Annotated in this window: 25 protein-coding genes; 13 read left to right on the forward strand and 12 right to left on the reverse strand. The window is 64.8% G+C overall.

From position 1 onward, the window contains the following. Positions 1–85: 85 nt before the first annotated feature. A complete protein-coding gene (gene kynB, locus F4827_RS13660) occupies positions 86–718 on the reverse strand; it encodes an arylformamidase (protein ID WP_183724477.1) in 633 nt (210 codons plus the stop codon). Between the two features lie 131 nt (positions 719–849). Between kynB and F4827_RS13665 the strand changes: the two genes are divergently transcribed. Continuing rightward, entirely contained in the window at positions 850–1,353 is a 504-nt protein-coding gene (locus F4827_RS13665; protein WP_103702042.1) for an Lrp/AsnC family transcriptional regulator, read from the forward strand. A gap of 58 nt (positions 1,354–1,411) precedes the next feature. Here the strand turns inward: F4827_RS13665 and F4827_RS13670 are convergent, their stop codons facing one another. Continuing rightward, positions 1,412–1,924 (reverse strand): flavin reductase family protein, encoded by a 513-nt coding sequence (locus F4827_RS13670; protein WP_183724478.1) that lies wholly within the window; start codon positions 1,922–1,924, stop codon positions 1,412–1,414. A gap of 183 nt (positions 1,925–2,107) precedes the next feature. On the opposite strand from F4827_RS13670, the gene msrA reads away from it, so the two are divergent. Continuing rightward, positions 2,108–2,653 carry a peptide-methionine (S)-S-oxide reductase MsrA gene (gene msrA / locus F4827_RS13675; protein ID WP_183724479.1) on the forward strand — a complete coding sequence of 182 codons (546 nt, stop codon included), beginning with the start codon at positions 2,108–2,110 and terminating at the stop codon, positions 2,651–2,653. A gap of 73 nt (positions 2,654–2,726) precedes the next feature. On the opposite strand, the gene F4827_RS13680 is transcribed toward msrA, so the two are convergent. The 3 genes from F4827_RS13680 to pdxH all read right to left on the reverse strand — a co-directional run bounded on the left by F4827_RS13680 (position 2,727) and on the right by pdxH (position 6,146). Next, positions 2,727–4,013: a DUF72 domain-containing protein gene (locus F4827_RS13680; RefSeq protein ID WP_183724480.1), complete on the reverse strand. Its 1,287-nt coding sequence runs from the start codon at positions 4,011–4,013 to the stop codon at positions 2,727–2,729. Between the two features lie 69 nt (positions 4,014–4,082). Continuing rightward, entirely contained in the window at positions 4,083–5,297 is a 1,215-nt protein-coding gene (locus F4827_RS13685) for a cyclopropane-fatty-acyl-phospholipid synthase family protein (RefSeq protein ID WP_183724481.1), read from the reverse strand. Positions 5,298–5,504: 207 nt separating this feature from the next. Further along, on the reverse strand, positions 5,505–6,146 hold the full coding sequence (gene pdxH / locus F4827_RS13690; protein WP_183724482.1) for a pyridoxamine 5'-phosphate oxidase: 642 nt from the start codon (positions 6,144–6,146) through the stop codon (positions 5,505–5,507). Positions 6,147–6,345: 199 nt separating this feature from the next. Between pdxH and F4827_RS13695 the strand changes: the two genes are divergently transcribed. Next, positions 6,346–7,242, forward strand: a complete 897-nt coding sequence (locus F4827_RS13695; protein ID WP_183724483.1) for a ThiF family adenylyltransferase — start codon at positions 6,346–6,348, stop codon at positions 7,240–7,242. A gap of 89 nt (positions 7,243–7,331) precedes the next feature. Here the strand turns inward: F4827_RS13695 and trxA are convergent, their stop codons facing one another. Then, positions 7,332–8,180, reverse strand: coding sequence for a thioredoxin (gene trxA, locus F4827_RS13700; protein ID WP_183724484.1), 849 nt, complete (start codon positions 8,178–8,180; stop codon positions 7,332–7,334). A 57-nt stretch (positions 8,181–8,237) separates the two neighbouring features. Further along, positions 8,238–9,122: a pirin family protein gene (locus tag F4827_RS13705; RefSeq protein ID WP_183724485.1), complete on the reverse strand. Its 885-nt coding sequence runs from the start codon at positions 9,120–9,122 to the stop codon at positions 8,238–8,240. A gap of 200 nt (positions 9,123–9,322) precedes the next feature. On the opposite strand from F4827_RS13705, the gene F4827_RS13710 reads away from it, so the two are divergent. Next, a complete protein-coding gene (locus F4827_RS13710; RefSeq protein WP_183724486.1) occupies positions 9,323–10,231 on the forward strand; it encodes an EamA family transporter in 909 nt (302 codons plus the stop codon). 86 nt (positions 10,232–10,317) lie between these two features. Here F4827_RS13710 and F4827_RS13715 read toward each other — a convergent pair whose 3' ends face one another. Then, positions 10,318–11,862, reverse strand: a complete 1,545-nt coding sequence (locus F4827_RS13715) for an N-acetylmuramoyl-L-alanine amidase (protein WP_183724487.1) — start codon at positions 11,860–11,862, stop codon at positions 10,318–10,320. Then, positions 11,844–12,464 carry a tRNA (adenosine(37)-N6)-threonylcarbamoyltransferase complex ATPase subunit type 1 TsaE gene (gene tsaE / locus F4827_RS13720; RefSeq protein WP_183724488.1) on the reverse strand — a complete coding sequence of 207 codons (621 nt, stop codon included), beginning with the start codon at positions 12,462–12,464 and terminating at the stop codon, positions 11,844–11,846. Before tsaE ends, F4827_RS13715 begins: the two co-directional genes overlap by 19 nt. Before the next feature lie 17 nt (positions 12,465–12,481). Between tsaE and queG the strand changes: the two genes are divergently transcribed. The 6 genes from queG to F4827_RS13750 all read left to right on the forward strand — a co-directional run bounded on the left by queG (position 12,482) and on the right by F4827_RS13750 (position 19,003). Continuing rightward, positions 12,482–13,807 (forward strand): tRNA epoxyqueuosine(34) reductase QueG, encoded by a 1,326-nt coding sequence (queG, locus tag F4827_RS13725; protein WP_183724489.1) that lies wholly within the window; start codon positions 12,482–12,484, stop codon positions 13,805–13,807. A gap of 154 nt (positions 13,808–13,961) precedes the next feature. Next, a complete protein-coding gene (locus F4827_RS13730; protein WP_311673435.1) occupies positions 13,962–14,447 on the forward strand; it encodes a methylated-DNA--[protein]-cysteine S-methyltransferase in 486 nt (161 codons plus the stop codon). A gap of 46 nt (positions 14,448–14,493) precedes the next feature. Further along, the gene (gene xerD / locus F4827_RS13735) at positions 14,494–15,537 is read left to right on the forward strand and encodes a site-specific tyrosine recombinase XerD (protein ID WP_183724490.1); all 1,044 of its coding nucleotides are present in this window, start codon (positions 14,494–14,496) and stop codon (positions 15,535–15,537) included. A gap of 26 nt (positions 15,538–15,563) precedes the next feature. After that, on the forward strand, positions 15,564–16,055 hold the full coding sequence (ybaK, locus tag F4827_RS13740; protein ID WP_183724491.1) for a Cys-tRNA(Pro) deacylase: 492 nt from the start codon (positions 15,564–15,566) through the stop codon (positions 16,053–16,055). A 171-nt stretch (positions 16,056–16,226) separates the two neighbouring features. Continuing rightward, complete coding sequence (gene plsY, locus F4827_RS13745) at positions 16,227–16,850, forward strand: glycerol-3-phosphate 1-O-acyltransferase PlsY (RefSeq protein WP_183724492.1); 624 nt, start codon at positions 16,227–16,229, stop codon at positions 16,848–16,850. A gap of 353 nt (positions 16,851–17,203) precedes the next feature. Further along, on the forward strand, positions 17,204–19,003 hold the full coding sequence (locus F4827_RS13750) for a methyl-accepting chemotaxis protein (RefSeq protein WP_183724493.1): 1,800 nt from the start codon (positions 17,204–17,206) through the stop codon (positions 19,001–19,003). 225 nt (positions 19,004–19,228) lie between these two features. Here the strand turns inward: F4827_RS13750 and F4827_RS13755 are convergent, their stop codons facing one another. After that, positions 19,229–19,714, reverse strand: a complete 486-nt coding sequence (locus F4827_RS13755) for a YajQ family cyclic di-GMP-binding protein (protein WP_183724494.1) — start codon at positions 19,712–19,714, stop codon at positions 19,229–19,231. Between the two features lie 212 nt (positions 19,715–19,926). Between F4827_RS13755 and murB the strand changes: the two genes are divergently transcribed. Beyond that, a complete protein-coding gene (murB, locus tag F4827_RS13760; protein ID WP_183724495.1) occupies positions 19,927–20,982 on the forward strand; it encodes a UDP-N-acetylmuramate dehydrogenase in 1,056 nt (351 codons plus the stop codon). Between the two features lie 71 nt (positions 20,983–21,053). Here the strand turns inward: murB and F4827_RS13765 are convergent, their stop codons facing one another. After that, on the reverse strand, positions 21,054–21,881 hold the full coding sequence (locus F4827_RS13765) for an EAL domain-containing protein (RefSeq protein WP_183724496.1): 828 nt from the start codon (positions 21,879–21,881) through the stop codon (positions 21,054–21,056). A 382-nt stretch (positions 21,882–22,263) separates the two neighbouring features. Between F4827_RS13765 and hmgA the strand changes: the two genes are divergently transcribed. Together hmgA and fahA are read left to right on the forward strand one after the other, a co-directional pair. After that, a complete protein-coding gene (gene hmgA, locus F4827_RS13770) occupies positions 22,264–23,574 on the forward strand; it encodes a homogentisate 1,2-dioxygenase (RefSeq protein WP_260175205.1) in 1,311 nt (436 codons plus the stop codon). After that, positions 23,571–24,875, forward strand: coding sequence for a fumarylacetoacetase (fahA, locus tag F4827_RS13775; RefSeq protein ID WP_221303678.1), 1,305 nt, complete (start codon positions 23,571–23,573; stop codon positions 24,873–24,875). The genes hmgA and fahA overlap by 4 nt, the downstream gene beginning before the upstream one ends. A gap of 544 nt (positions 24,876–25,419) precedes the next feature. On the opposite strand, the gene F4827_RS13780 is transcribed toward fahA, so the two are convergent. Continuing rightward, positions 25,420–26,577 carry an MFS transporter gene (locus F4827_RS13780; RefSeq protein ID WP_183724498.1) on the reverse strand — a complete coding sequence of 386 codons (1,158 nt, stop codon included), beginning with the start codon at positions 26,575–26,577 and terminating at the stop codon, positions 25,420–25,422. Between the last annotated feature and the right edge of the window lie 53 nt (positions 26,578–26,630).

A 26,630-nucleotide genomic window follows, 5' to 3' on the forward strand; every position in this document is an offset into this window, starting at 1 on the left:
AGGTAGCTGAAGGGGTCTCGGGGCGATTGCGGTGCAAGCGAAAGGGCAAGCGCAAGGGCAATCGAAGCTGTTTGGGTGCGTGCTGTTATTCGGGCAGGGCGCGCAGCACGGCGCGCACGGGGCTGGCGTCGAGCGTCGCGAATTTCAGCGGCAGCGCGATCAGCTCGTAGTCGCCGGCGGCGACTTCGTCGAGCACCACGCCTTCGAGAATCGCCATGCGATGCGCGCGGATGCGGTGATGCGCGTCCATCGTCTTCGATTCCTGCGGGTCGAGCGAAGGCGTGTCGATGCCGATAAGACGCACGCCCTGTGCGGCGAGCAACTCGATGGTTTCGGGCGCGACCGCGCAAAACGCGCTGTCCCAGCGATCCTGCGGCGCCTGCGCATAGGTGCGCAGCAGTACGCGCGGCGGGATGCCGTCGAGCGCAGCTTTTACATGTTCGGGCAGCACCAGCGGCGCAGCGCCGATGCAGTCAATCACGCGGCATGCGCCGATATACGTATCGAGCGGCACCTCGCCGATGGGCGCGCCTTCGGCGTCGTAGTGCAGCGGGGCATCGGTGTGCGCGCCCGTATGCGGCGAAAGCGTCACGCGCGCCACGTTGACCGGCGAGCCGGCTTCCATGCGCCAGACACGTTCGACGTTCACAGTCGTGTCGCCGGGCCAGACGGGCGTTGCAGGATGGATCGAGGGGGAAATATCCCAGAGCTTTTTCATTGCGCTGACAAGGTTGTCTCCGTATTTTTCGAATGATAGGCAACCCGCCGCGAAATGTGCTTGCGAAAAAAACGCCTTAGGCTACAGTTCTTGGCACATAATTTGTTACAAGAGGGGAAAGGGGACCAAATATGAACGCTATCTCGCTCGACGCAACCGATTGCCGGATTCTCGCCGTTCTTCAGAACGAGGGACGCATCAGTAACCTCGATCTGGCCGAACGAATTTCGCTATCGCCTTCCGCGTGTCTGCGGCGGCTGCGCCTGCTCGAAGAGCAGGGCGTGGTCGAGCGCTACCGCGCCAGTCTGAACCGGGAGATTCTCGGTTTCGAGATGGAGGCCTTCGTGCAGGTGTCGATGCGCAACGACCAGGAAAGCTGGCACGAGCGCTTTGTCACGGCGCTGCGCGACTGGCCCGAAGTGGTGGGCGCGTATGTGGTGACGGGGGAGACGCACTATCTGCTGCGCGTGCTCGCGCACAACCTCAAGCACTACTCGGATTTCGTGCTCAACAAGCTGTACAAGGCGCCGGGCGTGATGGATATCCGCTCGAATATCGTGCTTACGACGCTGAAGGTGGAGGCGGGCGTGCCGGTCGATCTGATCGCCCAGCGCGGCGAGCCGAAGGCGAATTGAGCTTGCACTAAGGCAAACGAAAGCCCGGCGCGCCGGGCTTTTAGACCGCTTTTCGCTCTTAAAGCGGCTCGATCTTGTGGAAACCGCCGCCGTGGAACACGAGCGGCGAGGCCTGATCGAGATCCTCGCGCACGCCGCAGCGCTCCACCTCGCCGACGAAGATGACGTGATCGCCTTCGTCGTAGCGGCTGCGGTTGTGGCACTCGAACCAGGCGATCGCCCCGTCCAGCACCGGCATGCCGGAATCGCCCGCTGCGTGCGAGACGCCTTCGAAGCGGTCGCCCTTCACGGTGGCGAAGCGCTTGCACAGGTCGAGCTGCGACGCTGCAAGCACATTGACCACATAATGGCTGTTGCTGCGAAACACCGGCATCGACGCCGAACGCGTCGCGAGGCTCCAGAGCACCAGCGGCGGATTAAGCGACACCGAATTGAACGAACTGGCGGTAATGCCGATGAGCTGTCCGTCGGGCGCGCGCGTCGTGATGACCGTCACGCCGGTCGCGAACTGGCCGAGCGCGCGGCGGAACGAGGCGGCGTCGAAGTTGGGCGGGCTGGCGCGGCGGGTCATGGCTGCACGCCCTTGGTCGAAGCGGAAGTCGGAATGAACGTCATGTGGAATTTCGGCGAATTGCCCCAATTTTAGCGAAAAGCGGCGCGCGGCAGGGATTTAGACCAATTCGCGCAGCGCTTACCGCGCGTTTGTGCGCGTGGCGCGCGCGGCGCGCCCGCCATTGTCAAAGGAGAGTTGAGCATGAGTCAGACGATCGAAACGGCCACCCTGGGCGGCGGATGTTTCTGGTGCCTCGAAGCGGTCTATCTGCGTGTGGACGGCGTGACGGCGGTGGAATCGGGCTATGCGGGCGGCCAGACGCTCAACCCGACCTATGAGCAGGTCTGCGACGGCGTGACCGGCCACGCCGAAGTCGTGAAGGTCGATTTCGATCCGGCGAAGATCAGCTATCGCGAGATCCTCGACATCTTCTTCGCGATTCACGATCCGACCCAGCTGAACCGTCAGGGCAATGATGTCGGCACGCAGTATCGCTCGGTGATCTTCACGCATTCGCCGCAACAGGCCGAAATCGCCGGGCAGGCGATCGGCGAGCTGGCGGCCGAAGGCGTCTACGACGGCAAGATCGTCACTCAGGTGCTGCCGCTCGACGGCAACTATTTCCCCGCCGAGGCCTATCACCAGAATTACTTCGAGCAGCATCCCGATCAGGGTTATTGCGCGTTCGTGGTGGCGCCGAAGGTGGCGAAATTCCGCCAGAAGTTCGCGCATCGGCTCAAGGCTTGAGCGGACGTAGTCGGGATCGCTCACGACGCCAGAGCGGGCGCGGTTCGAGAAATCGGGCTGCGCCCGTTTTCATTTACGGCTCGAGTTCCTCGCGCAGTCGCGCGATTTCGTCGGCGATGGCGCGGGCGAGTTTCTGGCAGGAGAGCGGCGCGGATCCCTCGGCCTTGTTGTTGGTCGTGATCAGCACCGGCTGGCCCGCGATCGCGTAGCGCGCGGCCAGTTCGGCGAGCGTGTCGCGCGTGTGCGGGTCTTCGTCGACGAGTTTGTCGAACGGTTCGTAGCGCGCCTTGGCCTGTTCGTACTTGAAGCCGCTGTGCAGACTCCAGCGCACGATCAGCGGCCCGGCGGGCGCTTCGCCGTCCATCAGCGCGAGGGCGGCCGCCTGGCGCAGCGGGTCGGGCATGCGCGCGTGCAGTCCGACGCAGTAACGCACGCCCGCCGCGCGCAGCGCGCGCACGAAACGCGGCGTGAGCAGGATACCGTCGCGGATCTCGACGGCGTAGCAGGTCGCGTCGCCGGGCGCGGCGTCTTCCGCAGGCGCGGGCAGCGGCGGCAACGCGGCGAGAAAAGCCGACAAGCGCTCGACGAACACGCCAGGATCGGCAAGCAATTGATCGGGCAGCGGCGGAAACTGGAACACCAGCGCGCCCGCTTTCCGGCCCAGGCCCGCGAGGCACGGCTCGACGAAGTCGCGCGCGGCCATTTCCGGGTTCAGAAAGCACGGGTTGGCCGAAACCGGCTCGCCGCGATCGCCGCGCACGCTGGCGTCGGTGATGAGCGCCGGCGCCTTGACGATGAAGCGAAAATGATCCGGCACCTGCTGGGCGTAACGCAGATAGTCGGTGACGCTCAACGGCGCGTAAAACGAGCGGTCGATGCTCACCGAGCGCAGCAGCGGTTGCGCACCGTAGGCGGCGAGGCCCTCGCGGGCGAGCTTCGAGTTGCTGTAGTCGTCGCCGTAGACGATGCCGTTCCAGCCCGGAAACGACCACGACGAGGTGCCCAGCCGCACGCTGGCGGGCAGATCGGCGGCGAGATCGAGCACGTCCTGGCCGGGCTCGGCGGGCAGCACGCCGCGCGCGCGGCGTTTGGGAGCGGGCGAATCGGCAGGCCTTGCTGCGGTGTTTTCGGCGGGTTCGGATTCGGCTATCGACGCGCGTTCGGCTCGCTTCGGCGGCGGCTCCGGCGGCACGAAGCCGAACAGATCGGTTTGCGCTTGCGCCGGGCGCTCGACGGGCGTGGCGCGTCGCGAAGCCGCACGCGCGGCACGCGGCGTGGAAGCCGATCCTTCGTTGTCTTGCGCCCCGAGATCGGGCAGATCCGGCAGATCAGGGAACAGGCCGTCTTCGCGTTCGTTCATGCAGATTTCAGGGTGGCGGGTGAGGGCGGGCGACGACGAACGCCGCTCGCCCCCACTCGCGCAGGCGCATCACAGCGGCTTTTCGTACATATAGCGGCGCGACCACGGCAGCGTCGTCGCGCTGCGGCCGGCCTTGCGGCAAACGATCTGATAAATCGACACATCGTCGTGCTCGAAGGCGTACGCGCAGCCCGCCAGATAGACGCGCCAGATGCGGAACTTCTCGTCGTCGACGAGCTTTTTCGCTTCCTCGGCGTGCGCCTCGAAGTTATCGGCCCAGATATCGAGCGTGTGCGCATAGTGACGGCGCAGGCTCTCCACGTCAACCGCTTCCAGACCGCCGCGCTGTGCTGCTTCCAGCGCCAGGCTGATATGCGGCAACTCGCCGTCGGGGAACACGTAGCGGTCGATGAATTCGCCGCCGCCCAGCGCCGTTTCGCCGCTTTCGGCGTCCGACGACGTGATGCCGTGATTCATGGCGATGCCGTCGTCGGCGAGCAGTTCGCGCACTTTCGTGAAGTAGCCGGGCAGATTCTTGCGCCCGACGTGCTCGAACATGCCCACGCTGGTGATGCGGTCGAACTGGCCTTGCACGTCGCGATAGTCCTGCAGGCGGATTTCGATGCGGTCTTCCAGCCCTGCGTCCTTCACGCGCTGGGTGGCCAGATCGAACTGGTTCTGCGACAGCGTCACGCCCACACAGCGCGCGCCGAACTTCTGCGCCGCACGCAGCACCAGCGCACCCCAGCCGCAGCCGATATCGAGCAGCGTCTGGCCTTCGCGCAACTGGATCTTGGTGAGGATGTGGTCGATCTTCTTGATCTGCGCGGTGGCGAGATCTTCGTCGCCGTTTTCGAAGTACGCGCAGGAATAGACCATGTTCTCGTCGAGCCAGAGCTTGTAGAACGCGTTCGAGACGTCGTAGTGATACTGGATGGCGCGGCGATCGGTGCTCTTCGAATGCGTGAAGTAGCGGCGTACCCGCGCGAGCTTGCCGGCGCTCGTGACTGTGCTGCGCGCGAGCGAGTAGCCGATGTTGATGATGTCGGCGACCTTGCCCTCGATGTCGATCTTGCCTTTGACGTAGGCCTCGCCGAGATTGTCGAGGCTCGGTTCGAGCAGCAGCGGCAGCGCCGAAGCGCTATTGACCTTCAGCGTGACCTGCGGCGCGGCGAAGTGGCCGAAATCGTATTGCTGGCCGCTCCAGAGCACGAGGCGCGCGGGCAGGTTGGCCTTGCTGCGCACCTCGTCGACCCACTGTGCGAGTTTTTTCTCCCAGAACATGCGTTTCTCTCCGTGTCGCCCGGAGCGAGTGCGGGGCACTCATTCCGGTCCCATGCGGGTTGATTGCTGTCGATTGAACGGCTCAAGCAAAAAGACAAAAGCGAATTGCGATGCTGACGACCAGCTAAAAGCGAACTAAAAACACGGCAAAACTGCAGGGCGCACGGGGTTCTGCGCACCTGGGAGCGCTTGACGATCAGCCTGCGCTCAAGGCGCGAGCCGTTCGATGCGCCACGGGGCCTGCACGCTGTCGCGCGTATAGCGGATACGGTCGTGCAGCCGCGACGGGCGGCCTTGCCAGAATTCGATCGCGTCCGGCACGAGGCGATAACCGCCCCAATGCGGCGGACGCGGCGGCGCATCGCCATACTGTGCGCTGATTTCGCGCTCGCGCGCTTCGAGTTGCCCACGGCTGTCGATCACCGCGCTTTGCTCCGACGCCCACGCGCCAATGCGCGAACCGAGTGGACGCGAATGGTAGTAGGCGTCGCTTTCGGCGTCGCTGGTTTTCTCGACGCGGCCTTCGATACGAACCTGACGCTCCAGCTCGATCCAGTGGAACAGCAGCGCGGCGTGCGGATTGGCGCTCAGTTCGCGGCCCTTGCGGCTCTCGTAGTTGGTGAAGAACACGAAACCGCGCTCGTCCACGCCCTTGATCAGCAGGATGCGCGCGGCCGGACGGCCTGCGGCGTCGACCGTCGCGACGGTCATCGCGTTGGGTTCGGGCAATTGCGCGTCGAGCGCCTGGTTGAGCCAGGTCTGGAACTGGCGGATCGGATCGGCGTCGACATCGGCGGCGTCGAGCGAGCCGAGCGAGTAGTTCTTGCGGAGATCGGCGAGGGAGGTCATGTTCTATGCAGACGCTTCAGTGCGGACGAGTATAACCAGAAATCAGAATGCGGGGCCGGATGCCGCGAGCGGGCAGGGCGCGCCGAGATCGCCCTGAGCCGAGCCCGACGTGAGCCCAGGCCGGCGCGATCAGGCAAAATACGGGTCTTGCCAGGGCCGTGACAGTACGCAATCGGTCCGCTTTCGATCTTCTACCGTCATGTCCACCAGTACACCGCTTTCCGCTTCGACCGCCTCGTTCCAACCCGCGGCCGACCCCGCCGATCTTACCGCGCCAGACGCGGCCGATGTCGCCGACCGGGCGCGCCGCTTCGGCGGCGTGGCGCGGCTTTACGGCGCACCCGCGCTCGACGCGTTCGAGCGCGCGCGTGTCGCAGTGATCGGCATCGGCGGAGTGGGTTCGTGGGTCGCGGAGGCGCTTGCGCGCAGCGCAATCGGCACGCTCACGCTGATCGACCTCGACAACGTGGCGGAGAGCAACACCAACCGCCAGATCCACGCGCTCGACGGCAACTACGGCAAGCCCAAGGTCGAGGCGATGGCCGAGCGCATCAAGCTCATCAACCCGGCGTGCGACGTGCGGCTCGTGGAGGATTTCGTCGAGCCGTCGAATTTCGACGCGCTGCTGGGTAGCGGCTTTGACTACGTGGTGGATGCGATCGACAGCGTGCGCACCAAGACCGCGCTGATTGCGTGGTGCGTCGAGCATCGCGTGCCGCTCATCACCGTGGGCGGCGCGGGCGGGCAGCTGGATCCCACACGCATCCGCATCGACGATCTCGCGCTCACCATCCAGGACCCGCTGCTTTCGAAGGTGCGCGGGCAACTGCGCAAGCACCACGGTTTTCCGCGCGGCCCGAAAGCGCGCTTCAAGGTGAGCGCGGTGTATTCGGACGAGCCGTTGATCTATCCGGAAGCCGCCGTGTGCGATGTCGATAACGAGGCCGAGCATGTGACGACCTCGCCGGGCCATCACGGTCCGGTGGGGCTGAATTGCGCGGGCTTTGGATCGAGCGTGTGCGTGACGGCGAGCTTTGGTTTTGCGGCGGCGGCGTATGTGTTGCGCACGCTTGCGCATCAGGCGAACGCGCGGTGAAGGGCGGCGGCTTGCGACATAACCGCAAGACCCGCCTCTAGCAAAAAGCCCGCAATGAGCGGGCTTTTGAGTCTCATTGCAGCGTAGGCTCAGTTCAACGTTGCGCTCAACTTGCGCCGCCATTCGCTGACCAGTTCCGGCTGATGTTCGGCCAGATCGAACACCGACAGCATGGTCTTGCGGCCGATATCTTCGCGGAACGTGCGGTCGCGTTTCACGATTTCGAGCAGATGTTCCAGCGCGCCCGCGTACTTGCGCCGCGCAATCAGCGCGCTCGCCAGATCGAAGCGTGCTTCGAGGTCGTCCGGGTTGGCGCTCACCTGCGTTTCCAGCGCGTCGGTCGGTGGCAGATCGGCGGCTGCGTCCAGCGCGTCCAGGCGGGTCTTCAGCGCATTGAAGCGCGTATCGATTCCCTGCGTGGTCTTGGGCGAGAGCAGCTCGACTTCCTTGTGCGCCTCGTCGGCGCGGTTGTCGGCGAGCAGCAGCTCGATCAGGTCCATGCGCGCTTCGTCGAAGCCGGGGTCGTAGGCGAGCGCGGCCTGCAGCGCCTCATAGGCATCCTCGCGGCGGCCTTCGGCAAGCGCTTCCTGGGCGGCGAGGCGCGAGGCTTCGGCCGAATCCGGGATCAGGCGGTCGAGGAACGCGCGCAGTTGGCTTTCCGGCAACACGCCGATGAACTGGTCCACCGCCTGGCGATCCGCGAAAGCGACGACGTGTGGAATGCTGCGCACCTGGAAGTGCGCGGCCAGCTCCTGGTTTTCGTCGACATTCACCTTCACGAGCTTCCATTTGCCCGCGTATTCGGCTTCGAGCTTTTCGAGCATCGGGCCCAGCGTCTTGCACGGGCCGCACCACGGCGCCCAGAAGTCGACCAGCACGGGCGCGAGCGCCGACGCCTCGATCACGTCCTTTTCAAAAGTGGCCAGAGTGGTATCCATTGCGTCCTCGTCAGGTAAATTCCGTTCGTCGCGAAGATGGGGGCGAATCCATGTGCTTCAATGCGCGGGCTTTTTCTGGGGTAACGGAATCCATTCCGTTTCGCCCGGAACCTGCCCCATTTCCTGGCGCGTCCATGCAGCCTTGGCGGCTTCGATCTTCTCGCGCGAGCTGGCCACGAAATTCCATTCGATGAAGCGCTCGCCCGCCAGCTTTTCGCCGCCCAGCAGCATCACGCGCGCGCCGTTGGTGCTTGCGAGCGTCACGGTTTCGCCGGGCGTGAGCACGGCCATCGTGTGTTGTTCGAGCGGCGTGCCGTCGATCGTCAGATCGCCTTCGACGAGATAAACGCCGCGTTCCTCGTGCTCCGCGTCGAGCGCAATGACGCTGCCCGGCGTGAAATCAGCGGCTACGTAAAGCGTGCCGGAGAAGGTCTTGACGGGAGCCGTCGCGCCGAACGCAGTGCCCGCGATCACGCACAGCGTCACGCCGTTGCGTTCGACCTTGGGCAGCGTGGCGGCTTCGTGGTGGAAGAACGAGGGATCGGTGTCTTCGTGTTCGAGCGGCAGCGCGACCCAGGTCTGGATGCCGTGCATCGTGAGACTGCCGTCGCGGCTTTCTTCGGGCGTGCGCTCCGAATGGACGATGCCGCGTCCCGCCGTCATCCAGTTGACGTCGCCGGGCAGGATTTTCTGCTGCGAGCCGATCGAGTCGCGATGCATCATCTCGCCGTCGAACAGATACGTGACCGTGGCGAGGCCGATGTGCGGGTGCGGGCGCACATCGACGCCTGCGCCGGGCGCGAGCGTGGCCGGGCCCATGTGGTCGAAGAAAATGAACGGCCCGACGAGGCGCGCTGCCATCGCGGGCAGCACACGGCGCACATAGAGATTGCCGATGTCGCGCTGATGGGGCTTGAGGACCGCTTTGATCGATGAGGACATGGACGCTTCCTTGATGAACCGGACGGTGCGAATGGGGTTTCGAGGCGCAGGAGGGGGGGGGCGCCGCGCCGACAGGCGCCCATTCTAACGCTCGCTCTGACAGTGCGCCGTTAAGTCTGTGTAAGGCTGAGGTCAAGGCCCGGGCGACCCAACCGTTAAACTTGCAGTTTCATTTGACAGAACAATAACCGGAGCCGGAGATGTCGCCGAAGGACCTGTTGCTTGCCCTGGTCGTGGTGATTGCGTGGGGTGTGAATTTCGTCGTGATCAAGGTGGGGCTGCACGGCGTCCCGCCGTTGTTACTCGGCGCGCTGCGTTTCGCGCTGGCCGCGTTCCCGGCGGTGCTGTTCGTCAAACGCCCGAAACTGCCGCTGCGCTGGCTGTTTGCCTATGGCGCGACGATCTCGTTCGGCCAGTTCGCCTTCCTCTTCAGCGCGATGTACGTGGGCATGCCCGCCGGTCTCGCGTCGGTCGTGCTGCAGGCCCAGGCGTTCTTCACGCTGGTGTTCGCGGCTTTTTTCCTCGGCGAACGGTTTCGCGCGCAGAACGTGATCGGCTTGCTGATCGCGGCGAGCGGCCTGGCGCTGATCGGGCTGCAGTCGTCGGCAGGCGTGAGCGGCGCCGGCGTGCAGGCGATGACGGCGGCCGGTTTCGTGCTCACGCTCTGCGCGGCCTGCATGTGGGCGCTTGGCAATATCGTCACCAAGAAGGTGGGCAAGATCGATCTGGTCGGCCTCGTGGTGTGGGCGAGCCTGATTCCGCCGCTGCCGTTCCTCGTGCTCTCGTATTTCATGGAAGGGCCGCAACGGATCGAGACCGCGCTCACCGGCATCGGCATGGCCTCGATCGGCGCGATCGTCTATCTGGCCTTTATCGCGACGATTCTCGGTTACAGCCTGTGGAGCCGCTTGCTTGCGAAGCACCCGGCCAGCCAGGTCGCGCCTTTCTCGCTGCTGGTGCCGATCGTCGGGCTGGCCTCGGCGGCCCTGCTGCTGGGCGAGCGTCTGACGGGTGCGCAGGTGGGCGGCGCGGCGCTCGTCATGGCCGGTCTGATCGTGAACGTGTTCGGCGGCTGGGTGAAACAGCGGGTTTCGGCGGCGCGTACTTAAGGCGCGCCAGGCGCTCAAAACAAACGCCGCGCATCCGTGAGGATGGCGCGGCGTTTTTGCGTCGGCGGCGAGCGTGCATGCGCGCCTTACGTCATGCGGTTCTTCGCCAGCGGCGGATTGGCGGCGAAATAGCGCTTGATGCCCTTGAGAATCGCGTTGGCCATCTTGTCGCGATAGGCGTCGTCGTTGAGCTTCGACTCTTCCTCCGGGTTGCTGATGAAGGCCGTCTCCACGAGGATCGAGGGGATATCGGGCGCCTTGAGCACCGCGAAGCTGGCCTGCTCGACCGAACCCTTGTGCAGATGGTTGATGTCGCCGACTTCGTTGAGCACGAAATTACCGTAGCGCAGCGAATCGCGGATCTGCGCCGTCGTCGACATATCGAACAGCGCACGGTTCACGGCGGCGTCCGCCGTCTGCACGCTGATGCCGCCGATCTGGTCCGACGAGTTTTCCTTGTTCGCCATCCAGCGCGCGGCCGCGCTGGATGCGCCGTGCTCCGACAGCGCGAACACCGACGAGCCGCGCGCCGAAGGCGTCGTGAAGGCGTCGGCGTGAATCGACACGAACAGGTCCGCGCCCACGCGGCGCGCCTTCTGCACGCGCACGTTGAGCGGCACGAAGAAGTCGGCGTCGCGCGTCATCATCGAGCGCATATTGGGCTGCGCGTCGATCTTCGCGCGCAGCTTCTTGGCGATGTCCAGCGCGATGTGCTTCTCGTACGTGCCGGCGCTGCCGATCGCGCCCGGGTCCTCGCCGCCGTGGCCCGGGTCGATCGCCACCGTCAACAGGCGCGTGGTGCCGCTCTTGTTCGACTTCGGCGTGGTGAAGGCGTAGTTGTCGTTGTTCTGACCACCATCGTCATCGTTGTTCTGCGCGACGACGGGGGGCTTGGGCGCGGGCCTGGGCTTCGCGATGACGGGCGGCACCGGCGGCACGGAGGGCGTGGGTCGCGGCGCAGGCGATCCGTCGCTCTGCGCGTAGCGGCTGAAGAACGCTTCGCTGTTGTCGTGCGCGGGCGGCGTATTGGGACCGGCCAGCGTGGAAGGCGTCGAAGGCGGCGCGCTGTCACGCATCGCCTGATGGGCGTCGAGTTGCTGCTGCTTTTTCTCGGTCTGCGCGAGCAGGTCCATCAGCGGGTCGGGCGCGACGGCCGGGTAGAGGTCGAACACCAGCCGGTATTTGTAGGAGCCCACCGGCTGCAGCGTGAATACCTGCGGCTTCACGCTGCCCTTCAGGTCGAACACCATGCGCACGACGTGCGGCTGGTATTGCCCAACGCGCACGGCCTGGATCTGCGGATCGTTCGGCGTGATCTTGGAGACGAGGTTCTTGAGCGCATCGTCGAGATCGAGGCCGCTCAGATCGACCACCAGTCGATCGGGGTTTTGCAGCAGCGTCTGCGTGGTGGTGAGCGGCTGGTCGGATTCGATGGTGACGCGCGTGTAATCGCGCGCGGGCCACACGCGCACGCCCATCACCGAGCTCGCCCGCGCAAGGCGCGGGGCGGCGAGCCCCAGCATCAGCGAGGACGCGCCCGCTTTCAGGATCTGCCGGCGCCGCCAGTTGTGCGTGGCGGTGGCGGCCGATTCGATCGAGCGGAACGGTTTGATTAACATCTTTCTAGACATGCCTTTCCTGATGCGCTGTATGCGTAGGCGGTGAGCACGCGGCCTTCGCCGTGCGCACCGGGTTCGAGCTGGAACACGAGGTCGGGCACGCCGAGCAGGCCGCCCGCGCGTTGGGGCCACTCGACGAGACAGACCGCGCCTTGCGCGAAATATTCGCGAAAGCCGGCATCGGCCCATTCGGCAGGGTCGCTGAATCGATACAGATCGAAGTGATAGAGCTGGAGTTCCCCGCCCGCCTCAGCCGGGCGCGCCACGGTATAAGGCTCGACCAGCGTGTAGGTGGGGCTGCGCACGCGGCCCGTGTGGCCGAGCGCGCGCAGCGCCGCGCGCACAAGCGAGGTCTTGCCCGCGCCCAGATCGCCGAGCAGCTGCACGTGCAGGCCAGCGAATGAAGGCAACTGCGTAGGCAACTGCGCAGGCAGTTGAGCAGGCTCCGTAGCCTGGGGCTGCTGGGATTCTGGCGAGCGCAACGCGTCGAGCGCGTGCGCAAAGCGGGCGCCGAACGCATCGGTGGCGGTTTCGTCTGCGAGCTCGAAGCGGCGTTCGAGTTGAACGGGAACGGCGGGCAGGCTCGCGTGGTGCTGTTCGGGCGTGTCGGGCATTCTCGTAAAATAGCGTGATGAACCCCTTGCTTTCCCCCTCGAACGAGTCGCGCGCGCCGCACGCAGCGGCTGCATCGCAATCGACGGACGCAACGTCCGAGGTGGCGTCGAATCTGGCGTCAGGCGCTGACACGGCTGCCCGCGAGCAAACCGCGACGCTCGACGAGGCGGCGCTGGCCGCGCTCGCGGCGCGTATCCGCGCATGGGGGCGCGAGCTGGGGTTCGGTGCGATCGGTATCAGCGATACCGACCTGTCGCATGCCGAGGCGGGCCTTGCCGCGTGGCTCGAAGCGGGCTGCCACGGCGAAATGGATTATATGGCCAAACATGGCATGAAACGCGCGCGGCCCGCCGAGCTTGTGGCCGGCACGCGACGTGTCATCACGGCCCGCATGGCGTATTTACCGGCTTCGACGCTCGAAGGCGTTGCTGATGCGAATGCATCGGGCAAGACGCCCGAATCGTCTTCTGCAAGCGCCCCGCAAGACTGGCGCCGCCGCGAACACACGCGTCTGGCCGACCCGCACGCGGCGGTCGTCTCCGTCTATGCGCGCGGGCGCGACTATCACAAGGTCATGCGCGCGCGCCTGCAGCAGCTTTCGGAGCGCATCGAAAAGGAAATCGGCGCATTCGGTTTTCGCGTCTTCACCGATTCCGCGCCGGTGCTCGAAGTGGAGCTTGCGCAGAAGGCCGGCATCGGCTGGCGCGGCAAGCACACGCTGCTGTTGCAAAGCGATGCGGGATCGCTGTTTTTCCTCGGCGAAATCTTCGTCGATATTCCCCTGCCAACCGACGCCGACGATCCCCTCAGCGCCGCGCCCGAAACGCCCGGCGCGCACTGCGGCAGTTGCACGCGCTGCATCGACGCATGCCCGACAGGCGCGATTACCGGGCCGTATCGCGTCGATGCGCGGCGCTGTATTTCGTATCTGACGATCGAACTCAAGGGCAGCATTCCGCTGGAGATGCGCGAGCAGATCGGCAATCGCGTCTATGGCTGCGACGACTGCCAGTTGGTGTGTCCGTGGAACAAATTCGCGCAGGCCGCGCCGGTGGCCGATTTCGATGTGCGGCATGGGCTCGATCGCGCGAGTCTGGTCGATCTGTTCGGCTGGAGCGCGGCGCAGTTCGACGAGCACATGCAGGGCAGCGCGATCCGGCGCATCGGCTATGAAAGCTGGTCGCGCAATATCGCGGTGGCGATGGGCAATGCGCTGCGCAATCCGCTGTCGAGCGAGGCGCCCGAGCGGCGCGAGGCCATCGTGGCGGCGCTGCGCGCGCGCGCGCATGACGAATCGGCGATTGTGCGCGAACATGTCGAGTGGGCGCTGGAAGCGGCCTGATCGATTCGTATAAGGAGCGGCGAAGATGAAAGCATCGGCATCGTATTCACTGTGGGACGACGCGCAAGACGCCGCGATGCGCGAAGCCGCGCAGGTGCCCGCCGCCATACCGGCGAAAGCCGAAAAAGCCCCCAGCGCGCAGGCGCTGCGCAAGATCGCGCCGCGCAATTACAACGCGGTGATCGACGCGCCGTTCGGCAAGGTCGGCATCGTCACGGGCGAGGGCGGCGTGCGCGATATCGTCTATCTGCCGGGCGATACGCCGGGCCTCGCGCCCAATTCGGAACTCGCGGAACGCGCCGCCGCGCAGATCGCGCGTTACCTCGACGACGCAGCCGCGCCCTTCGATCTGCCGCTGGCCCCGCTCGGCACGGCGTTTCAGCGCCGCGTGTGGGACGGCATCCGCTCGATCGGGCTGGGCAGCGTGCTCACTTACGGCGAACTGGCGCAGCGTGTGGGCACTCTCAACGCGCGCGCGGTGGGGCAGGCCTGCGGCTCGAACTATTTTCCGATCGTGATTGCGTGCCATCGTGTGGTCTCGGCCAGCGGCATCGGCGGCTTTTCGCATCACGGCGGCGACGGTTTTTTCCGCGACGTGAAGCGCTGGCTGCTCGCCCACGAAGGCGTCACGATCCGCTGAGCGCTGAGCAAAACGCGACGCAAACGCGACGCAAACCCCGAAAGCCATGAACGATCAGCACGAGATACACGAAGACCCCGACAACGGTGCGCCCGGCGACGATTTCACGGACGAACCCGAAGACGCTTGCGCCGATGCAGCGGCCGGCGAGGCCGAGCCCGCCGACGACATCGCGCTCACGCCTGCCGCCGCGCAGGCGCTCGCCACCAGCCAACTGGCCATCGACACGTTCTGCGACGCCATGTGGCTTGAGCACAATCTTTCGCGCAACACGCTCGACGCCTACCGGCGCGATCTGCGCCTGTTCGCGCAATGGCTCGCCAGCGCGCGCGAGCATGGTCTCGACGTGGCGCAGGAAGACGACCTGATTGCCTATAGCGCGCGTCGCAAGGACGATAAATCGACTTCGGCGAACCGGCGGCTTTCGGTGTTTCGCCGCTACTACGGCTGGGCGCTGCGCGAGCAACGCGTGAGCGCGGATCCGACCGTGCGCATCCGCTCGGCCAAACAGGCGCCGCGCTTTCCGACGACGCTCACCGAAGCGCAGGTCGAGGCGCTGCTCGGCGCGCCCGATGTGGCCACGCCGCTGGGCCTGCGCGATCGCACCATGCTCGAACTGATGTACGCGAGCGGCCTGCGCGTGACCGAACTCGTCACGCTCAAGACCGTCGAGGTGGGCCTGAACGAAGGCGTGGTGCGCGTGCTCGGCAAGGGCTCGAAGGAGCGCCTGATTCCGTTCGGCGAAGAGGCGTCGGCGTGGATCACGCGTTATCTGCGCGAAGCGCGGCCCGCGCTGCTGGGCGCGCGCGCGAGCGATGCGCTGTTCGTCACCGCGCGCGCCGAAGGCATGACGCGCCAGCAGTTCTGGCACATCATCAAACGGCACGCGCTGCATGCGGGCGTGCATGCGCCGCTCTCGCCGCACACGTTGCGGCACGCGTTCGCTACCCACCTGCTCAATCACGGCGCGGATTTGCGGGTGGTGCAACTGCTGCTCGGCCATAGCGATATTTCGACCACGCAGATCTACACGCACGTCGCGCGCGAACGCCTGCGCCTGCTGCATGCGAAGCATCATCCGCGTGGATAAGGGCGGTAGTCGTTAAAATGTGCGCCATGAGCAAATCGAAACACGTCTCCGAAACGCCTGCCACGCAGATGCTGCGCCGCGCGGGCGTCACGTTCGGCGAACATCCCTACGAATATGTCGAGCACGGCGGCACGGAAGAATCCGCGCGCCAGCTCGGCGTGGACGAGCACAGCGTCGTCAAGACCCTGGTGATGGAGGACGAGCGCGCCAGGCCGCTGATCGTTCTCATGCACGGCGACCGCAAGGTGTCGACGAAAAATCTCGCGCGGCAGATCGGCGTGAAGAGCGTCGAGCCCTGCAAGCCGGAAGTCGCGAATCGCCATTCGGGTTATCTGGTGGGCGGCACGTCGCCGTTCGGCACGAAGAAGGCGATGCCGGTCTACGTCGAATCGACGATCCTCGAACTCGACCAGATCTGGCTCAACGGCGGCAAGCGCGGTTACCTCGTGAGCCTTGCGCCCGAGGTGCTGACCACGCTGCTGGGCGCGAAGCCGGTGCAGTGCGCGTTGCTCGATTGAGGCGCTGAAGCCGAAGTTCGGTCCCTGGTTTCCCTGATTTCCCTGGTTTTGCCCGGTATAGCCGGGATTGCGCGCGAAAGCGCGCGCGCGCTTCGGTAGAATGGGCGCCTTCGCGCGCTGCGCTTCGCGTCGCATTGTCTCGCTTCGTATCCACTCCTTCGGGTTTCGTGCATGTACAACCTGTTAGTCGCCGTCGCCGCCTATCTGATCGGTTCGGTTTCGTTCGCGGTGATCGTCAGCGCCGTCATGGGCCTCGATGATCCGCGCTCCTACGGCTCCGGCAATCCCGGCGCGACCAACGTGCTGCGCAGCGGCAACAAGAAGGCCGCCATCCTCACGCTGATCGGCGACGCCTTCAAGGGCTGGCTCGCCGTCTGGCTGGCGGCGTATTTCGGGCCGCGCTTCGGTCTGGGCGAAACCGCAGTGGCGCTGGCCGCCATCGCCGTATTTCTTGGCCACCTTTACCCGATTTTCTTCCGCTTCCAGGGCGGCAAGGGGGTGGCGACCGCTGCCGGCGTGCTGATTGCAGTGAACCCGCTGCTCGGCGCGCTGACGCTGCTCACCTGGCTGATCGTCGCGTTCTTCACGCGCTATTCGTCGCTGGCGGCGCTGGCTGCCGCGGTGTTCGCGCCGCTTTTCGACGTTTTCATGTTTGGCCCCCACGTCATGGCGCTGGCGATCCTCGCCATGAGCGTGCTGCTGTTCTGGCGTCACCGTGCCAATATCGCCAAGCTGATGAACGGCACCGAAAGCCGTATCGGCGATAAAAAGAAGGCCGCTGCCGCGAGCAAATAAGCCGCTCCTCTTGCTGGACGCATGCCTGCGACGGCCCGCCATTCGCGCGGGCCGTTTTGCATTTCGGCGATCATTTCTGCGCTTGTTTCTGCTTCCGTTTCGGCTTTCGACTGGCCTGCACAAAATTCCCGCCAGATCAGATGGTTATGCGATTCCCCCGTTCGACGCGCATGCCTGGAAAATCATCCGTTCATACCCCGATAAACCCTACTCAAGTCGGGTGCGCCGCCTGCCGTAATTGCATCTGTCGTCCACTCATGGCAGTCAGTCTTTCGCAGTTTTTTTGCAGTTTGTTCTGTACGGCAGTCTGATTCAGATATCTCCACACGGCGCATTTCTCGACACTTCCCACCATGTTTTCCACCATTCGTGCGCGCATCGTCGCGCTATGCGCCGTTATCGTCGTCGTGGCGCTTGCGGCTAATACCGCGCTCGACTATTTCGTAGCGGACTCGCACAACAAGGATTCGATCGACGCCACGCTCACTGCCGTCGAAAACAGCCACGCCGAAGGTATCGGCGACTGGGTGGCGACGCACGCGCAGATGATCGAATCGCTGCAGGACGCCGCGCTGCAACCCGATCCAGTGCCGATGCTCAAGCAGATCGCCACGGCAGGCGGCTTCACCAACGTCTACGTCGGTTACGCCGACAAGACCGCGAAGTTCTCCGACGCAACCGGCATCCCGCCCGACTACGATCCGACCGGCCGCCCCTGGTACAAGCAGGCCGTGGCGGCGGGCAAGGGAGTGGTGACGCCGCCTTACGTCGACGTGGGCACCGGCAAGGTGGTGGTGGCGTTCGCCACGCCCGTGATCCGCGACGGTCAGGTCAAGGGCGTGATTTCCGGCGATGTGGCGATGGACAGCGTGATCGCCAACGTGCGCTCGATTCACCCGACGCCTGCGAGCTTCGGCATGCTGGTCGACAGCGCGGGCGAGATCGTCGCGCACAACGACGCCAAACTCACGCTCAAGCCGGTTACCGACGTCGCGCCGGATCTGGCGGGCGACAAGCTGGCCGCGCTGTTCGCGGCGACGCGCCCGGTTGCTGTCGACGTGAACGGCGACGCCAAGCTGATGCGCGCCCAGGCAATCGCGGGCACGGACTGGCGCGTGATCGTCGCGTTCGACCGCGCCGACGCGCTGGCGGGCATGCGCTCGCTGCTGACGGTGTCGCTGATTGCGCTGGTGGTGATTTCGGTGGTGGCGGCGCTGGTGGTGGGCGCGGCCACTTCGGTGTCGTTCAAGCGCCTGTCGAGCGTGCGCGACGCGATGGATGCGATCAGCGCGGGCGAGGGCGATCTCACGCAGCGCCTGCCGGTCACCGGCAACGACGAAGTCGCGCAGATCGCGCGCTCGTTCAACGCTTTCATGGACAAGCTGCGCGACGTGATGCGCCATATCCGCGATGCGAGCCAGTCGGTGCGCACCGCGAGCGACGAAATCGCCGCGGGCAATGTCGATCTTTCCGGGCGCACCGAATCGGCGGCGGCGAGCCTCGAAGAAACCGCGGCGTCGATGGAGCAAATCACCGCGACGGTCGCGCAATCGGCCAACGCGGCGCAACAGGCCGACATCACGGCGAACTCGGCATCGACGGTGGCCTCGCGCGGCGGCGCGGTGATCAGCGACGTGGTCGATACGATGGGCGCGATCGAAAAGGCGTCGGTGAAGATCGCCGACATCATCGGCGTGATCGACGGCATCGCCTTCCAGACCAATATTCTGGCGCTCAACGCGGCGGTGGAAGCGGCGCGTGCGGGCGAGCAGGGACGCGGCTTCGCAGTGGTCGCGGGCGAAGTGCGCAGCCTCGCGCAGCGCAGCGCGCAGGCGGCGCGCGAGATCAAGGGCTTGATCGAATCGACGGTGGCGAGCGTGAATTCGGGCTCGCAACTGGTGCGCCGCGCGGGTGAGACGATGGACGAGATCGTCGCGAACGTCTCGAACGTGACCACGATTATTTCGGAAGTGACGAACGCAGCCGGAGAGCAGACGCGCGGGATTCAGGAAGTGAATCGTGCGGTGAGCCAGCTTGACGAGATGGTGCAGCAGAACGCGGCGCTGGTCGAGCAATCGACGGCGGCGGCCGCCGCGCTGCGCAGCCAGGCGGTGAATCTTGCGGAAGCGGTGGCGCAGTTCAGGCTCGATTGATTTTTAACCGGATTTTTATCCGGATTTTGATCCGGATAGTTCTCCGCTCAATCGGAAACGGTAAAGCGGCGCTGCGGTTCGTCGAGGCCGTGTCGGACGGCTGGCCGCGCATCCCGCCGAATCTGCAGACCCTGCTGTAAAAGGGCGAGCCGTTGATGCCGCTAGCCGCGACGGGCGCCTGAATCTTGCCTCAAGCCCCGTCGCAACCAGCCGCGCATGGCGACATCAATCGCGGAAGTTATTGAAGTCGAGCGGCGTGTCGGTCACTTCCTTGCGCAGCATGGCGATCGTGTTCTGCAGATCGTCGCGCTTGGCGCCCGTTACGCGCACGGCGTCGCCCTGGATGCTGGCCTGGACCTTGATCTTGCTGTCCTTCACCAGACGCACGATCTTCTTGGCGAGGTCGCCCGAGACGCCCTTCTTCACGGTGATGATCTGCTTGACCTTGTCACCGCCGATCTTCTCGATCTTGCCGTAGTCGAGGAAACGCACATCCACATTGCGCTTGGCCATTTTCGAGATCAACACGTCCTTTACCTGGCCGAGCTTGAAGTCGTCGTCGGCGAACGCGGTCAGCTCGCGTTCCTTTTGCTCGACGCGCGCATCCGAGCCCTTGAAGTCGAAGCGCGTGGAGATCTCCTTGTTGGATTGCTCGATCGCGTTCTTCACTTCGATCATGTTGGCTTCGCTGACGACGTCAAACGATGGCATTACTTTCTCCCAAAGGTGCGAGTGCCGCAGTGCCGGACCGCCGCAGCGGATACTGAGACGCGCCGCGCACTCGCTATAATCACGGACCGCGTCATTTTACCGGCGTGGCCGGGTTTGCCCAAGGCTGCGCGCGTGAAGCGCTGCGCGCCCTGGGTTCTTCGCCCGTATCGATCGACCCGATCCACTGCCGTTTCCGTCCCGATTTTTTCCCGATGTCCGCTTCCCTCGCGTCCGCCGATCCGTCCCCCGTGTGGTTCACCCCCGGCTATGCGCTGCGCGCGCATAACACCTTCGGCTTCGACGTGCGCGCGCGTCTGGCCTGCCGCATCGAACACGAAGCCGATCTGGCAAAGGCGCTGAACGACCCGCGCGCCGCCGGCCTGCCTACGCTCGTGCTGGGCGGCGGCAGCAATGTGGTGCTCACGCGCGACTTCGACGGCCTCGTGCTGATGATCGCGCTCGCGGGCAAGCGCGTCGTTCACGAAGACGACGACGCGTGGTACGTGGAAGCCGCAGCGGGCGAGAACTGGCACGATTTCGTGGCGTGGACGCTCGAAGCGGGCATGCCGGGTCTTGAAAACCTCGCGCTGATTCCGGGGACGGTCGGCGCCGCGCCGATCCAGAACATCGGCGCTTACGGGCTGGAAATGGCCGAGCGCTGCGCGCGCGTGCGCGCGATCGAACTCGAAACCGGCATTGCCTATGAATTCGACGCCGCCGACTGCGGCTTTGGCTATCGCGACAGCTTTTTCAAGCGCGAAGGGCGCGATCGCTTCGTGATCGCATCGGTCACGTTCCGGCTGCCGAAAGCGTGGCGCGCCAATGCCGGTTACGCCGATCTCGCGCGTGAACTCGCGCAGCAAGGCCTTGCCGAAGCGCGCCATGCGCGCGACGTGTTCGACGCCGTGGTGGCGGTGCGCCGCGCCAAGCTGCCCGATCCGCTCGTGCTTGGTAACGCGGGCAGCTTCTTCAAGAATCCGGTGATCGAGGCGGAGCAGTTCGACGCGCTGGTGTTGCGCGAGCCGCAGGTGGTTTCGTATGCGCAGGCCGATGGCCGCGTCAAGCTGGCGGCGGGCTGGCTGATCGACCAGTGCGGCTGGAAAGGGCGCGCGCTGGGCGCGGCAGCGGTGCATGAGCGTCAGGCGCTCGTGCTGGTGAATCGCGGCGGCGCGTGCGGCAGCGACATCCTTGCGCTGGCGCGGGCGATCCAGGCCGATGTGATGGCGCGCTTTGGCGTGGAACTGGAGCAGGAACCGATCAGCCTCTAAAACCGGGGCGAACCACAACGTCCAGCAACAGAGCGCCGCGCCTTCAAGACGCGGCGTTCTGCTTTTCAGGCTCAGGCCGCGCTGTTCTGCGCGGCGAACACCGGCCCCTGCACGAAGCGCACATCGTACTGCTGCAATTGCTCGAATTGCGCGACGTCCATCACGCGGTTGAAGATCAGCGGGATGCGCAGCCGCGCCGCGTAACTCACGAGCGGCTTGACCATCGAGTCGCGCAACGCCGAACTGGCATCCATCTTCACGAAATCGAGCCGCGCGCTATCCGACACCGACAGGATCTGCCCCGCGTTCGACAGATTGCCCGCCACCTTGAAGCCATAGCGCTGATAACTCTTCGTCAGATAGCCGACGAAGGTGCGGTGCGCGACCGCCGCCGCCGGCAATTCGATCACCACCCGCCCAGGATTGAGCCCGAACGACACCAGCACGTTCGAAAAATGGCGCCCGTGATCGTACTTCACGCTCTTGAGCAGACGCTCGTGCACACGCAGGAACAACAGACCATGCTGCTGCGAACCCAGGAAGTTGATCGCATGCAGCGCCCGCACGCAGCGATCGAGCGCCACCAGTTCGGGGTCGTCGAGCGTGTCGGAGAACGGATCGAAGGCGCTGATCTTGCCGCCGTCGTCGCGAAGCGTCACCGCCTGAAAACCGAGTTCGTCACCGAAACGCGCAGCCGACGACAGATCGGCCGTGAGCGACTGCGCGCCGCCATGCACGCTGATGTCGTAGATCGGCTCATAGGCGCTGAGCATTTCCACGCCGCGACGGCGCGCGATGGCTTCGGCGTGATGCGCGCCGCTCCCCATCGCCAGGTGCTCGCCGAGAAAAGGATGGCTGGCGGAGCGGGCAACAAGCTCGGGAATGGTCGGAGCGATCATGACGCGATGAAGAGAACCAGGTAATGAGACGAACAGCGGAAAGAAAAAACAGCGACGCGGCCACGGGGCCGCATGGCTTGATGGTAGCAGCCCTGGACGCCGCGGCATGCACTGATTGGTGATAACGATATCCACACGCGAAGGCGTGCCTCGCATGGCTCCACAGGCCGGGAAGGCGATTGGAGGACGATTCCCAGGGTTTACGTGAAATTTCACTAATCATAATCCGTTTTACTATTCGTAAATCGCGCGACGGGAGATGGCTCAAACGTGCCGGCGCGCCAGCCGAACCGGTATGGACATGGAGAGAGAGATGAACGCACCTTTGCCCGACGTGAAGCACGCGCCCGCTCGCGGCCACGACGGTTACCCGGATGGCTACATGAGCGGTTTCGCCAACGAATTCGCGACCGAGGCCTTGCCCGGCGCCTTGCCGGCCGGCCAGAACTCGCCGCAGCGCTGCGCCTACGGCCTGTACGCCGAGCAGCTCTCGGGCACGGCCTTCACCGCGCCGCGCTCGCACAATCGCCGCTCGTGGCTCTATCGCATCCGTCCGGGCGCGGTGCATCAGCCGTTCACGCCGCTCAAGCCGCTCAAAGCAGAGGCCGAAGGTCAGGGCGCACGCATCGTGGCCGATTTCGGTGCTGTGCCGCCCACGCCGCCCAACCAGCTGCGCTGGGACGCGCTGCCGATGCCCACCGCGCCGACCGATTTCATCGACGGCTGGGTGACGATGGCGGGCAACGGCTCGGCGGCCTCGATGAGCGGTTGCGCGATTCATCTCTACGCGGCGAACCGCTCGATGAAGGAGCGCTTCTTCTACAACACCGATGGCGAACTGCTGATCGTCCCGCAACAGGGACGTTTGTCGATCGCGACGGAAATGGGCAAGCTCGACATCGAGCCGTTTGAGATCGCGGTGATCCCGCGCGGCGTGCGCTTCGCGGTCGAACTGCCCGATGGCGAGGCGCGGGGCTATATCTGCGAGAACTTTGGCGCGCTGCTGCGTCTGCCCGATCTGGGCGTGATCGGCTCGAACGGCCTGGCGAATCCGCGCGATTTCCTCACGCCGGTCGCGGCGTATGAGGACCGCGAAGGCCAGTTCGAACTCGTCACCAAACTGAACGGCGAACTCTGGCGTGCGGATATCGGCCATTCGCCGCTCGACGTGGTGGCGTGGCACGGCAATTACGCGCCCTACAAGTACGATCTGCGCCGTTACAACACGATCGGCTCGATCAGCTACGACCATCCGGATCCGTCGATTTTCCTCGTGCTGCAGTCGCCGACCGACACGCCGGGAGTCGATTCGATCGACTTCGTGATCTTCCCGCCGCGCTGGCTCGCCGCCGAAAACACCTTCCGCCCGCCCTGGTATCACCGCAATGTGGCGAGCGAGTTCATGGGCCTCGTACACGGCGTCTATGACGCCAAGGCCGAAGGCTTCGTGCCGGGCGGCGCGAGCCTGCACAACTGCATGTCGGGCCACGGCCCGGATGCCGAGACCTTCGAAAAAGCCTCGAACGCCGATACGAGCAAGCCGCACAAGGTGGGCGACACGATGGCGTTCATGTTCGAGACCCGCACGCTGATTCGCCCGACGCGATACGCGCTCGAAACGAGCCAACTGCAGGCGCATTACTACGAGTGCTGGCAAGGCCTCAAGAAACACTTCAATCCGGAGAAGCAATGAGCATCCCTAACCATAGCGATCTGCAGGCGACCCTCGACCCCGCGCGCAAGAGCTGGATCGACAGCGCAAACGATGCAGCCTGCGATTTCCCGATCCAGAACCTGCCGTTCGGCGTGTTCAGCACGGCGCAACAGGCGCAAGCGCGCGTGGGCGTGGCGATTGGCGATCAGGTCGCGGATCTGGCCGCGCTGCACGCTGCGGGGCTGTTGCGTCTGCCGGCCGATACGAACGTGTTCGCGCGGTCCGCGTTGAACGACTTCATCGCGCTGGGCCGCGACACATGGCGCAGTGTGCGGGTGCAACTCTCGTCGCTGCTCGCGAAAGAGACCGCTACGCTGCGCGACGACGCCGCGCTGCGCTCGCGCGTCTTCACGAAGCTCGCCGATGCGAAGCTGCACCTGCCGGTGGATATTCCCGGCTATACGGACTTCTATTCGTCGAAAGAGCACGCGACCAATGTGGGCGCGATGTTTCGCGATCCGAAGAATGCGCTGCTGCCGAACTGGTCAGAGATGCCGATCTGCTATAACGGGCGTGCGTCGTCGGTGGTGGTGAGCGGCACGCCGGTGCGCCGTCCCAACGGTCAACTGAAACTGCCGGATCAGGAGCGTCCGGTGTTCGGCGCGTGCCGCAAGCTCGACATCGAACTGGAAACGGGATTCATCATCGGGCGCGGCAACGCGCTGGGTGAGCCCATCGCCTGCAAGGATGCCGAAGCGCATATCTTCGGCATTGTGCTGCTCAACGACTGGAGCGCGCGCGACATCCAGCAGTGGGAATATGTGCCGCTCGGGCCGTTCAATTCGAAGAGCTTCGCGACGACGATCTCGCCGTGGATCGTGACGCTCGATGCGCTGGAGCCGTTCCGCGTGGCGCAGCCGGTGCAGGAGCCGCAGCCGCTTGAATATCTGCGCCATTCTGGCGAGCATGCGTTTGATATCGCGCTGGAGGTGCTGCTGCGTCCTGAAGGGGCTGCCGAGGCTACGACGATTGCGCGGACGAACTTTAAGCATATGTATTGGACGATGGCGCAGCAGCTTGCGCATCATACGGTGGGTGGGTGTAACACTCGCGTGGGTGATTTGATGGGCTCGGGGACGATCTCTGGGCCTACCGACGATTCGTTTGGGAGTTTGCTTGAGCTGACCTGGAACGCTAAAAATCCGCTTTCGCTTGGGTCTGGTGGGACGCGTGGGTTTATCGAGGATGGCGATGAGCTGACGCTGGCCGGATGGTGTCAGGGCGAGGGTTATCGGGTTGGGTTTGGGGTGTGTGTTGGGGTGGTGGTGCCGGCGATTTAGCGGGCTGTGTGAACACCGTTGGCATTTCCTTGTGATCTAGTCGGTCTATTAGTGTTGCCCCTGTGCGGGGCGGCACTTACTTTCTTTGCCGCAGCAAAGAAAGGTAAGCAAAGAAAGCCGCTCACACCGCTAGAGTGACGCCGTCCACCACGCGCCTTTAAGCAGAGTGGTGACTGGGCATTGCTCGCACCACGCGCCCAAAATCGGAGTGACAAGGCAGTCATTCATCCCGTTGTTCGCTGCGCTCACAACGGTTGGGTCTGCGAGGGAAGGCGCAAACCGAAGGTTTGCTGCTATGCCCCACGGGGCGCGCAGCGCCCGCGGTTGTGCGGGTGGCACCACTCCGATATTGGGCGCGTGGTGCGGGCGCTGCCCGGGCGCCACTCCGTTGATAGGCTGTGGGTGTACCGCGAAGCACTGGCGGTTTGAGCGGCTTTCTTTTGCCTACTTTTCTTTGCCGCGGCAAAGAAAAGTAGGTGCCGCCCCGCACAGGGGCAACGCTAATAGACCGACACGACAACAAGGAAATGCCAACCCCCAAATACTACGGATTCCTCACCACAAACACCCGCATCCGCTCCCACCACAAAGCCCCAAGAAACACCAGCCCACCAGCAAACAACACCCACAGCATGGAATCGCCCCCAGCCCGCTGCATCAGCGCCCCGGTAACAATAGGCCCACCAAAACTAGCCGCGCTCCACGAAGCGCTAACCAGCGCACTAGCCGACACCAGCGCCACGCCTTCAAACCGCTCCCCGCAAGCCACAATCGCGAGCGTATAAATCGACCCGGCCGCCGCCCCCAGCACAAACAACAAAGGCCAGCGCAGCCACGTCACATCCACAACAAAAGGCAGCAACGGCAACAGCACAACCACGATCACGCCCATCAGCGCATGCACACGCTCGCGCCCGAGCCGGTCAGCAAGCCAGCCAATCGGAAACTGCATGGTCGTATCGCCGAGCAGCACGACCGAGGCAAACAGCACCGCCTCCTCACGCCCCATCCCGTGCCCGATCGCAAATAGCGGCAGCAGCGACAACGCCAGCGTATCGAACAGCGCAAAAAAGCCCGTACCGATAATCAGCGCAGGCATCCTCGGCAGCACATGACGCCAGCCGCCATGCGGCTCGTGCAAATCGGAAGTGTGAGGGCTGGAGCGGATCGCAGCCAGCATCGGCAAGGCGACCAGAAAGATCGCGCCGCAGATCGCGAAGCGCCACGCCGTATAACCGGCGATCTGGCTCACCAGCACCGGCCCCGTCATCTGGAACAGCGTGAACGTGGTCGCGTAGATGGCGACCACGCGGCCGCGCGTGGAATCGTCGGCGAGTTCGTTCACCCATGCTTCGCCGATCGTGAACAGCAGCATCAGCGCCGCGCCGCAGATCATCCGCAGCAGGCCCCATAGCCACAGATTCGCGCAGCACTGCATCAGCGCTGTCGCCATGGCCACAGCCAGCACGGCGCCCACGATCACCTGCCGTGAGCCAAATCGCCCAGCGATCCACGCCGTCAGCGGCACGACGATCAGGCCGCCGAGCGCCTGGGCAGCGGTCAGCAGGCCGACCACGGTCGCGCCATGGCCGGCGTCGGCCAGTGCGAGCGCAGTGAGAGGGAGGGTCGCGCCGGAGCCGAGGCCAACCACGGCCACGCTCAGGATCAGCGCGAGGAAATCGCGGGTAAGGACGGTTTTCATCGGGCGCCATCCTACTACGCCCCGTCTGGCGCCCGTGTGGAATTAGCCTGCTT

Origin of the sequence: Paraburkholderia bannensis (assembly GCF_014200455.1) — a bacterium.
GTDB classification, from domain to species: domain Bacteria; phylum Pseudomonadota; class Gammaproteobacteria; order Burkholderiales; family Burkholderiaceae; genus Paraburkholderia; species Paraburkholderia bannensis_A.